This is a genomic window from Streptomyces sp. NPDC003943, from assembly GCF_053605265.1.
Genome location: NZ_JBSGIW010000153.1, coordinates 1 through 10,252, shown reverse-complemented (window position 1 = coordinate 10,252; position 10,252 = coordinate 1). Strand labels below are relative to the sequence as shown.

The following is a 10,252-nucleotide window of genomic DNA, read 5'->3' as shown; positions in this document are numbered from 1 at the left end:
GCCCACCGTCACCGCGGCGGCTCACAGTTGGGGGGGTGGGGGCCCACCCGTATGGGGGGTAATTAACCCCGAAATGGCGCTCGGCCGGGGTGTCCCGGCCGAGCGCCTTTGCGCGAACGGCGGTGCAGTGCAGACGGTGCGGGCGATCGCAGCCTGCCGCGTGCGGCCGGCCGGGCCCTAGCGGCGCACGTTGCGCAGCAGGGTCACGGTGCCGATCGCCGGCACGGCGAGCGCGAACGCGATGAGGAGCAGCACCTCCGTGGGGCCGATCCGGGGAGCGGCCAGGAAGACGCCACCGATGAGCATCATCACCGGGGGCGCCGCCGAGGCGGCCGTGGCGATGGCCTTGCTCCGCTGGTCCCAGAGGGGTGACTTCCGCAGCAGCCACAGCCCGGCCAGCAGTGCCACCGTGCCCACCACCATGTTGAGCAGGAACAGCAGCCCGGCCAGGGCGAGCAGGAGCACGGTGGGCCAGGCGCGCCCGGGCTGTCCGGGCTCCGCGACCGTGGTCGTCGTGGTGGCCGGCTCCTCGGCGAGGGCGGACGCGGCCACCGTACGGGGCTCGCCCAGGTCCGCGAGGACCTCGCGCAGCTGCTGCTCGCCCTCGGCGCCGCTCACCTCGATGTGCTCGCGCAGATCCGCCAGGAGCTCGGCCCGGCGCTCGGCGGGCAGTCCGGCCGTCTCGTGCGCGACGGCGTCGAGGTAGGCGGTCACGAGCGGGTGGTCGATGGTGTTCATGAGGGCTCCCCCTGCGGGTCGTTGAGAAAGTGGTCGACGGCGTCCCGGAACAGCGGCCAGGCGCGGGTGAACTCGGCGAGAGCCGCCCGGCCGGCCGGGGTGAGCGTGTAGTAGCGCCGGGACGGACCGCTCGGTGACTCGCGCAGCTCGGTGTCGACGAGTCCCTCGCGGCGCAGCCGGGACAGCAAGGGGTAGATCGTCCCCTGGCTGGTGGTCATCACGCTGACCGCGGAGAGCTCGCCGAGCAGCTCGATGCCGTACCTCGGCCCGTCCCTGAGCAGCGCCAGGACGCAGTGCTCCAGCACGCCCTTGCGGAGCTGGCTGGGAACCCTGCCCCCCGCCTCGTTACTTGCGTCACCAGGAACCATGTAATGCAAGATAGCTCGGGACGTGATCTCCGACAAGTCGAAAAACAGGTGTCTCATCGGGACCGCGTCTCCCTACACTCGCTCACGCGGTCGAACCGACGCCCCGTCGGATCGGCGAACCGTCAGATGTACGAGCCATGAAAGGAGACGACCATGCGCGCTGTCACGGCTGCCGCCACCGCCCTCGCCGTCGTCTCCCGTGCCCGGTACGACGTGATCCTGGCCTCTCGTCCCGTCCGGTGCCGGCTGCGCGGCCGTCACCGCTGACCCGCGACGAGCTCATGCCCGTACGGCGACTCGTCACGGGAATCGCGCTGCCCTGCTTCCGCATCGCACGCGAAGGACCATCATCATGCGTACCTCTGCCCACCTCCGTAACCTCGGCATCCTCGCCCACGTCGACGCCGGGAAGACCACCCTCACCGAGCGGTTCCTCTATCTGACCGGTGCCACCCACAAGCGCGGCGAGGTCCACGACGGCACCACCGTCACCGACTTCGACCCGCAGGAGCGGGACCGGGGCATCACGATCTTCTCCGCGGCCGTCAGCTGCGAGTGGGCGGGCCACCGGCTGAACCTGATCGACACCCCCGGCCACGTCGACTTCGCGGGTGAGGTCGAGCGCGCGCTGCGCGTCCTCGACGGCGCGGTCGCCGTGTTCGACGGCGTCGCGGGCGTGGAGCCGCAGAGCGAGTCGGTGTGGCGCCTGGCCGACCGGCACGGCGTCCCGCGCATCGCGTTCGTCAACAAGCTCGACCGCGCGGGCGCCGACCTCGACAAGGCCGTGGCGTCCCTCCGGACCAAGCTCGGCACCGTCCCGCTGCCCGTCCAACTCCCCATCGGCCGCGAGGACTCCTTCACCGGCGTCGTCGACCTGATCCGCATGCGGGCGTACGAGTGGCCCGGCGGCGCCGCGCAGGGCGAGGGCCCGGTCGAGGGACCCGTACCCGAGGCGCTGCGCGAGCAGGCGGCACACCGGCGGCGGGCGCTCGACGAACAGGTCGCGGAACTGCACCCGGCCGCCCTGGAGGAGTTCTGCGCCAAGGACGCGCTGAGCACGGAGACACTGGTCGCCGCGCTGCGCGACCTCACGCTCTCCGGCGGGGCGACGGTCGTGCTGTGCGGCTCGGCCTACCGCAACCGCGGTGTGGAGCCGCTGCTCGACGCCGTCACCGCGTATCTGCCGGCGCCGGCCGACCTGCCGCCCGTACGCCCCGACCGGCACCCCGCCGACCCGGCGGCGCCGTTCACCGCGCTCGCCTTCAAGGTGGGCGTCACGTCCACCGGCCGCATGACCTACCTCCGCGTCTACGCGGGAACGCTCCGAAAGGGGGACACCGTGCTCGACACCACGGCGGGACGCACCGAGCGCGTCGCCCGCATCCTGCGCGTCCAGGCCGACCGTACGACCGAGACCGAACTGGCCGCGGCCGGCGACATCGTCGCCGTCGTCGGACCCAAGTCCACCCGGTCCGGCGCCACGCTCTGCGCGCCCGACGCGCCGGTGATGCTGGAGGAGCCCGAACGGGCCGACCCGGTGGTCTCGGTGGCTGTCGAGGCCCGGCGCGGCATCGACACCGGGCGCCTCGCCGCGGGCCTGGCCCGGCTGGCCGAGGAGGACCCCTCCCTGGTCGTCGGCACCGACCCCGAGTCGGGCCAGACGGTGCTCTCGGGCCTGGGCGAACTCCACCTGGAGGTCACCGTGGAGAAGCTGCGCCAGGCCCAGGACCTCGACGTCGTGGTCGGCCGGCCCCGGGTCGCGTACCGGGAGACGGTCGCCCGCGGCGTCACCGGCCTCGCGTACCGGCACGTCAAACAGGACGGCGGCGCGGGCCAGTTCGCCCACGTCGTCATCGATCTGGAACCTCTCGCGGAGAGGGACGAGGAGGACTTCGTGTTCCGCTCGACGGTCGTCGGCGGCCGCGTCCCGCCGCTGTTCGCCCGCGCGGTCGAGGCCGGCTGCCGCGATGCCCTCGCCGAGGGCCCGCTCGGCGGCCACCGGGTGACCGGAGTCCGCGTCACGCTCACCGACGGCTCGACGCACGTGAAGGACTCCTCCGAGCTCGCCTTCCGCGCGGCCGGCCGCTTCGCCCTGCGCGAGGCGCTCCGGGCGAGCGAGATGACGCTGCTCGAACCGGTCGCCGAGGTCACGGTCACCGTCCCCGACGACGCCGTCGGCACGGTCCTGGGCGATCTCGCCGCCCGCCGCGGCCGGGTCACCGGCTCCACGACCCGCGGCGGCACGGCGGTGCTGACGGCGACGGTCCCGCTGGCCGAACTCTTCGGCTACGCCTCGCGCCTGCGCAGCCGCACCCAGGGCCGCGGCACCTTCACCACCCGTCCGGCCGGTTACGCACCAGCCGGATAGCTTGACCGGTTTGTACGGTTTCGGTGAGGTAGGTCCCCTCGTTGGACAGCTCATGAAGCAGCTCGGTCGGCGTCGTTGGATCTGGTCCCCCATCACCTCCTGGCAGGCCAGGAGGCTGTCCCGGGTGACCGGAATGTGTCTCGACGAAGCCTGGGTGAAGATCCGCCTCACCACCCACCCCGAGGAGTCCCACCTCGCCCTCGCCCGCGACGCCCTGGCACACTTCCTGCCCGGGCGGCGCGGGTGAGGGCGCCGAAGCCCTCAGCGGGTGGGGCCTCTCATCGGGCGCCCGCGCCTTCCGCCACGGCCGGCTCCGTCGCTGCCGTCCCGACGGTGTCGACGGCCTTGAGGTTCCCGGTCGTCGTGACCGGCTCGTCCTGCCCGGTCGCCCGGATCACGGTCTTCCCGCGCCCGTCCTCGATCCGCAGGCCGGTCAGCGCCGTGACCGTGACCAGGGCGAAGGCGATCGCGCCGATCACGAACGCGGTCGTGTACTGGGACTCCTGGGGCAGCGGCGGGACGCCCGGCGGCAGGCCCTCGATGAGGTGGGCGGTGAGCAGGGAGGTGATGACGGCGCTGCCGATGGCGCTGCCGACCGAGCGGGCGATGGAGTTGATGCCGTTCGCGATGCCGCTCTGGTGGACCGGCACGCCCGCAACGATGAACGCGGGCAGCGAGGCCAGGCCGAAACTCACGGCGAGGCCGGTGAGCATGCCGGCGGCGATCACCGAGCCGGTGGCGCCGTGCTGGAGCGCCAGCCACAGGTAGCCCAGGACGCCGAAGACGCCACCGGTCGCCAGGGTCACGCGGGCTCCGACGCGACGGACGAGGAGGCCGGCGACCTGGGCGCCGACGAGCGAGGCGAGGGTCGCGGGCAGCAGGTAGGTGACGGCGGCCGACAGGACGGAGGCGGTGAACCCGTATCCGGCGAGCGCCGTCGGCGTCTGGACGAGGTACGACACCGCGATGAACTGCGTGAACATGCCGAAGCCGAGCAGCAGACCCGCGACGTTGGTGAACAGCACCGGCCGCAGCACGAACATCGCCATGTCGACGAGCGGCTCGCGCACCCGTCGTTCGACGAGCACCCACACCGCCGCCATCACCATGGCCGCGACGAACAGCGTGACCGTACGGGCCGAGCCCCAGCCCCAGGTGTTGCCCTGCGACACCGGCAGGAGCAGCAGCACGAGCGTGGCGGCGAGCGCCCCGGCCCCCAGCCAGTCGGTACGCCCGCCCGACGGACGCGGCGACGGCGGGACGGTCACGGCGGCGACGACGAGCGCGAGCACGGACAGGCCGGTGGCGAGCCAGAACACCCGGTGGTAGTCCGGGTCGGCACCCCGCGTCAGCAGCCCCGCGCCGACCAGGGCGAGGCCGCTGCCGACCGCGAGGGTGCCGCTGACCAGGCCCATGGCGCCGGGCAGCCGGTGCGGCGGCAGCTCGTCGCGCAGTACGGACAGGGCGAGCGGGAAGATCGCCGTGGCGGCGCCCTGCATGGCCCGGGCGGCGAGGAGCAGCGGCAGCGCACTGGTGGTGGCGGCGAGGACCGAGCCGACGACGGTCAGGGCCAGGACCGCGACGAGTACCGGCCGCTTGCCGCGCTGGTCGCCGAGCCGGCCGAGCAGCGGCGTGAACACGGCGGCGGAGAGCAGGGTCGCGGTGGTGAGCCAGCTCGCGGCGGACGTGGTGATGTCGAGCTGGTGCTCGACGACGGCCAGGATCGGGACGACGAGCGTCTGCATCATCGACACGACCATGGCGGCGAGGCCGAGGGCCAGGACGAGCGCGGTGCCGGACCGCCTGGGCGAAGAGGACTGCTGCGGGGACATGGAGGGACAGGCTCCGAAGGATACGTACCGGGAAGGGAGAAAGGCCGTGCGGCGGTCCGCGCCCATCGGGCGGGCCGCCGCCGAGGGCGTCTAGTGGTGCGTGAGGCGGACGAGCATCTTGCCCGTGTTGCCGCCGCGCATCATCGACCGGAAGGCGTCGAGCGTGTTCTCGATGCCTTCGACGACCGTCTCGTCGGCGACCAGCGAGCCGTCCTTCAGCCAGCCGCCCGCCTGCTTGGCGTAGTCGGGGATCAGGTGCAGGTGGTCGCCCACGTTCATGCCGCGCAGGGTGATGCGCTTGCCGATGGCGAGCGGCAGGTTCGCCGGGCCGGGCGGCAGTTCGGTCGCGTTGTACGCGGAGATGGCGCCGACCAGGCCGATCCGGCCGTTCAGGTTCATCGCCGCCAGGGCCGCGTCCAGGTGCTCCCCGCCGACGTTGTCGAGGTAGACGTCGATGCCCTCGGGCGCGGCGGCCGCGAGCTGACCGGCGACGTCGCCGGCGCGGTAGTCGAGCGCCGCGTCGTAGCCGTACTGCTCCACCAGCCGGCCGGCCTTCTCGGGCCCGCCCGCCGAACCGATCACCTTCGAGGCGCCCAGCTTGCGGGCGAACTGACCGGCCACCGAGCCGACCGCGCCCGCGGCCCCGGAGACGAAGACGACATCGCCCTCGCGCACCGGCGCGATCTCCGTCAGCGTGGCCCACGCGGTCAGACCCGTGGTGCCGAGCACGCCCAGGTACGCCTCGGCGGGCGCGAGCGCGGTGTCGACGAGCTGCACGGCGGCGGCGTCCACGAGGGCGTACTCCCGCCAGCCGAGGAAGTGCGTGACCGTGGCGCCGACCGGCAGCTCGGGCGCCTGCGAGGCGACGACGGTGCCGACGGCCGTACCCGTCATGGTCTCGCCGAGCTCGAACGGCGGGATGTAGGACTCGCCCTCGTTCATCCGGCCGCGCATGTACGGGTCGACGGAGAGGAAGTCGTTGCGGACGACGACCTGACCGGGGCCCGGGTCGGGCACGGTGGCGGTGACGAGGGCGAAGTCGGCGGACCGGGGCTCGCCGACGGGCCGGGCGACGAGCTGCCATTCACGGCTGGAAAAAGGCATGACAAAGCTCCACGTGAGAGAGGAAGGAGAAGAAGGAAGAGAAGGAAAGAGAAGGGAAGGGAGGGGCCGGACTCAGCGCGCGGTCGGCACCGGCACCGCTTCCGGCTCCGGCTCCGATCCCGGTACCGGCACTGGCACCCCGAGCAGCCCCGCGAGCAGCGCGTCCGTCGCCGGGGCGAAGAGCACCCGGCTGTCCGTCGTCGCGGACTCGGCCACCGACTCCAGGCCGAGGACGAGCGCCAGGGCGATGTCCGCCGCCTGCGCGGGCTCGACGCCCGCGGTGGTGCCGGCCTCGGCGAAGAGCTCGGTGAGCAGGCTCCGCAGATCGGCCGTGAACGAGGCGCAGATCCCGGTGAAGAGCCGGGCCTTGGCGTCCACCAGCTCGGCGGTGTGCGGCGACGGGCCGCTCAGTTCGGCGACGAGGTCGAGCTTGGCGGCCAGGACGCCCCGGATCCGTACGGTGTACGAGGCGTTCCGGTCGCCCGCCGCCCGCCGGGCCCGCTCCAGGGCGCGGGCGTGCAGCCGGGCGGCGAGCCGGCGGAAGGCGTCGTCCTTGTTGCGCACGTACTGGTAGACCGCGGACCGGGACACACCCATGGTGGCGGCGATGTCGTCCATCGTGGTGCGCCGTACGCCGTACCGGGTCAGGCAGTCGTAGGCGGCGTCGAGGACCTCGTCGAGCCGGTCGGTACCCACCGTCAGGCCAGCTTCTTGAGCAGCTCGGCGGCGAGCGGGGCGGAGGAGGCCGGGTTCTGGCCGGTGACGAGGTTGCGGTCGACGACCACGTTCGGCACCCACGGCTCGCCGACGCGGACGTCGACGCCGGCCTCGACGAGCCGGGTCTCGAGCAGCCACTTCGCCTTGTCCGCGAAGCCCGCCTGGGTCTCCTCGGCGTTGCTGAAGGCGGCCACCCGGTACCCGGCGAAGGCGTTGCCGCCGTCCTCCTCGACCGCCGCGAGCAGTGCGGCCGGCGCGTGGCAGACGACACCGAGCGGCTTGCCCGACGCCAGGGCGTCGATCAGGAGGCGACCGGAGACGGCGTCGACGGCGAGGTCCTCCATGGGGCCGTGGCCGCCGGGGTAGAAGACGGCGTCGTAGTCGTCGAGCCGCACGTCCGCCAGCCGGACCGGGCGCCGGAGCTCGGCCATCGCGTCGAGGGTCGCGGCGATCCGGTCGGCACCCTCCTGCCCGCCGTTGACCTCGGGCGCCAGGCTGCCCCGGTCGACGGTCGGGACGACACCGCCGGGCGTGGCGACGGTGATCTCGTGCCCGGCGGCCGTGAACGCCTCGTACGGCGCCGCGGCCTCCTCGGCCCAGAAACCGGTGGGGTGCTCGGTGCCGTCGGCGAGGGTCCAGTGGTCGGCGCCGGTCATCACGAAAAGGATCTTCGACATGGGTGTGTCTCCAGGCTGACGCGGTGGGGGTTCTGACACCGCGGACGCAGAACGTCAGTGCGGCGATGTCCTCGACCGTAGGAGGCAGGACCCATCCGAATCCAATAGGCTCGGACATATGGCAGATAGGAAATCCGATGGCACGGCGGGAATGCGGTCAGGAGCGGCCGGAGCGCCGCCGACGGCGGTGCCGGCGGCCCCCGCGCACGGCCCCGGACTGCCGGCCTCCCCGAACGGACCCGGGCTGCCCGACCTGAATCTGCTGCGCACCTTCCTCGCCGTCTACCGGGCCGGATCCTTCACCACCGGCGCCCGGATGCTCGGCCTCTCCCAGCCCACCGTCACCACCCAGATCCGCGCCCTGGAGAGCCGGCTCGGCCGGGAGCTGTTCGAACGGCTGCCCCGCGGCGTGGCCCCGACCCCCTTCGCCGACGAGCTGGCCGGCCGCGTCGTGGAGCCGCTGGACGCGCTCGGCGCCGTCCACGGCCCCGGCGGGCTGCTCGGCGCGGGCGAGGCGGAGCCCGTGCACATCGCCGGCCCGGCCGAGTACCTCTCGCACTGCGTCCTGCCCACCCTCGCTGGCCTCATAGACAAGGGCGTACGGCTCCGCGTCACCTTCGGCCTCACCGACGACCTCCTGGAGGCGCTGCGGGCCGGCCGCCACGACCTCGTGGTGGCGACCGTCCGCCCCCGGGGCCGCAACCTCGCCTCCGTCCCGCTCGCCGACGAGGAGTTCGTCCTGGTCGCGGCGCCCGCGTGGGCCGAACGCCTCAGCACGGGCGTCGCCACCGACGGGCCCGCCGCCCTGCACGGCGTGCCCCTCGTCTCGTACGCCGAGGACCTGCCCATCCTGCGCCGCTACTGGCGGCACGTCTTCGGCACCCGCCTCGCGGCCACGCCCGCGGTGACCGTCCCCGACCTGCGCGCGGTCCTCGCCGCCGTCGTCGGCGGTGTCGGGGCCAGCGTCCTGCCGCGCTATCTCTGCGCCGCCGAGCTGGCCTCCGGCGCGCTCGTGCTGCTGCACCAGCCCGAGGACCCGCCGATCAACACCGGCTTCCTCGTCCAGCGCCCCGGCTCCGCCACCAATCCGCACGTGGCCGTCGTGCGCGACCATCTGATCCGCGTGTCACACGAGGCGTGAGCCCCGGGGGCCCGGGGCCGGCGCGACGTATTGACGAAAGGTATGGACCAATCTACGGTCTGCTGGAGCGCGCGCCCTGCCCAGGACCACCCCCACGTCCCGAGGAGCACGCATGCCCGGCCATCGACCCGCCCGCGCCCTTTTGGCGGCCCTCGCCGCCCTGCTCGCCGCCACCGCGCTCACCGCTCCCGCCCGGGCCGCCGGCTCCGCCGCGGCCGAGGCCACGGGTGCGGCATCCACCGACACCTGCGCCCTCAGGCCCAGGCCCGCCGGCAAGGTCCTCCAGGGGTACTGGGAGAACTGGGACGGCGCCGCCAACGGCGTCCACCCGCCCTTCGGCTGGGCCCCCATCGACGACCCGCGCTTCGCCGCCCACGGCTACAACGTGGTCAACGCCGCCTTCCCGGTGATCCGTTCCGACGGCACGGTCCTGTGGGAGGACGGCATGGACAGCACCGTCCGCGTCGCCACCCCCGCCGAGATGTGCCGGGCCAAGGCGGCGGGCGCCACGATCCTCTTGTCCATCGGCGGCGCCGCCGCGGGCATCGACCTGAGCTCCAGCGCGGTGGCCGACCGGTTCGTCGAGACCGTCGTGCCGATCCTGCGGACGTACAACTTCGACGGCATCGACATCGACATCGAGACCGGCCTCGTCGGCAGCGGCAGCATCACCACCCTGTCCGCCTCGCAGGCCAACCTCGTCCGCATCATCGACGGCATCCTCGCCCGCATGCCCGCCGGCTTCGGCCTGACCATGGCGCCCGAAACCGCGTACGTCACCGGCGGCAGCGTGGCGTACGGGTCGATCTGGGGCGCCTACCTGCCGATCGTCAAGAAGTACGCCGACAACGGGCGCCTGTGGTGGCTCAACATGCAGTACTACAACGGAAGCATGTACGGCTGCTCCGGCGACTCGTACTCCGCCGGCACCGTCGCCGGGTTCGTCGCCCAGACCGACTGTCTGAACAAGGGCCTCGTCGTCCAGGGCACCACGATCCGGGTGCCGTACGACAAGCAGGTCCCCGGCCTGCCCGCGCAACCCGGTGCGGGCGGCGGCTACATGGCGCCCTCGGCGGTCGGGCAGGCGTGGAACCACTACGGCGGATCCCTCAAGGGCCTGATGACCTGGTCGGCCAACTGGGACGGGTCCAAGGGCTGGACCTTCGGTGACAACGTGAAGGCCCTCCAGGGCCGGTAGCCCCCGGCCCCGACGGCCTGATCCGATCCCGATCCCGACGGTCGAGCGGGCGGACCCGCGCGGGGGCGGCCCCGCCCCCGCCGCCCCCCCCCCCGCGCGGGCGCACGCG

Annotated in this window: 10 protein-coding genes; 4 read left to right on the top strand and 6 right to left on the bottom strand. The window is 73.3% G+C overall.

The window, feature by feature from the left end:
* Nucleotides 1–177: 177 nt before the first annotated feature.
* Together ACWEV0_RS34820 and ACWEV0_RS34815 are read right to left on the bottom strand one after the other, a co-directional pair.
* Nucleotides 178–738, bottom strand: coding sequence for an HAAS signaling domain-containing protein (locus ACWEV0_RS34820; RefSeq protein ID WP_453153820.1), 561 nt, complete (start codon nt 736–738; stop codon nt 178–180).
* Entirely contained in the window at nt 735–1,106 is a 372-nt protein-coding gene (locus ACWEV0_RS34815) for a PadR family transcriptional regulator (RefSeq protein WP_403791147.1), read from the bottom strand. Before ACWEV0_RS34815 ends, ACWEV0_RS34820 begins: the two co-directional genes overlap by 4 nt.
* A gap of 352 nt (nt 1,107–1,458) precedes the next feature.
* Between ACWEV0_RS34815 and fusA the strand changes: the two genes are divergently transcribed.
* Both fusA and ACWEV0_RS34805 read left to right on the top strand, forming a co-directional pair.
* The gene (gene fusA, locus ACWEV0_RS34810; protein ID WP_453153819.1) at nt 1,459–3,474 is read left to right on the top strand and encodes an elongation factor G; all 2,016 of its coding nucleotides are present in this window, start codon (nt 1,459–1,461) and stop codon (nt 3,472–3,474) included.
* Between the two features lie 52 nt (nt 3,475–3,526).
* The gene (locus ACWEV0_RS34805) at nt 3,527–3,721 is read left to right on the top strand and encodes a hypothetical protein (RefSeq protein ID WP_453153818.1); all 195 of its coding nucleotides are present in this window, start codon (nt 3,527–3,529) and stop codon (nt 3,719–3,721) included.
* 31 nt (nt 3,722–3,752) lie between these two features.
* Here the strand turns inward: ACWEV0_RS34805 and ACWEV0_RS34800 are convergent, their stop codons facing one another.
* The 4 genes from ACWEV0_RS34800 to ACWEV0_RS34785 all read right to left on the bottom strand — a co-directional run bounded on the left by ACWEV0_RS34800 (nt 3,753) and on the right by ACWEV0_RS34785 (nt 7,804).
* A complete protein-coding gene (locus ACWEV0_RS34800; protein WP_453153817.1) occupies nt 3,753–5,306 on the bottom strand; it encodes an MFS transporter in 1,554 nt (517 codons plus the stop codon).
* 90 nt (nt 5,307–5,396) lie between these two features.
* Nucleotides 5,397–6,410 (bottom strand): NADP-dependent oxidoreductase, encoded by a 1,014-nt coding sequence (locus ACWEV0_RS34795; RefSeq protein ID WP_453153816.1) that lies wholly within the window; start codon nt 6,408–6,410, stop codon nt 5,397–5,399.
* 72 nt (nt 6,411–6,482) lie between these two features.
* A complete protein-coding gene (locus ACWEV0_RS34790) occupies nt 6,483–7,106 on the bottom strand; it encodes a TetR/AcrR family transcriptional regulator (RefSeq protein ID WP_453153815.1) in 624 nt (207 codons plus the stop codon).
* A gap of 2 nt (nt 7,107–7,108) precedes the next feature.
* Nucleotides 7,109–7,804 (bottom strand): type 1 glutamine amidotransferase domain-containing protein, encoded by a 696-nt coding sequence (locus ACWEV0_RS34785; RefSeq protein WP_453153814.1) that lies wholly within the window; start codon nt 7,802–7,804, stop codon nt 7,109–7,111.
* Between the two features lie 151 nt (nt 7,805–7,955).
* Here ACWEV0_RS34785 and ACWEV0_RS34780 point away from each other — a divergent pair, with 151 nt between their 5' ends.
* Together ACWEV0_RS34780 and ACWEV0_RS34775 are read left to right on the top strand one after the other, a co-directional pair.
* The gene (locus tag ACWEV0_RS34780) at nt 7,956–8,945 is read left to right on the top strand and encodes a LysR family transcriptional regulator (RefSeq protein WP_453153813.1); all 990 of its coding nucleotides are present in this window, start codon (nt 7,956–7,958) and stop codon (nt 8,943–8,945) included.
* Between the two features lie 112 nt (nt 8,946–9,057).
* Entirely contained in the window at nt 9,058–10,143 is a 1,086-nt protein-coding gene (locus ACWEV0_RS34775) for a chitinase (protein WP_453153812.1), read from the top strand.
* Nucleotides 10,144–10,252: the final 109 nt, after the last annotated feature.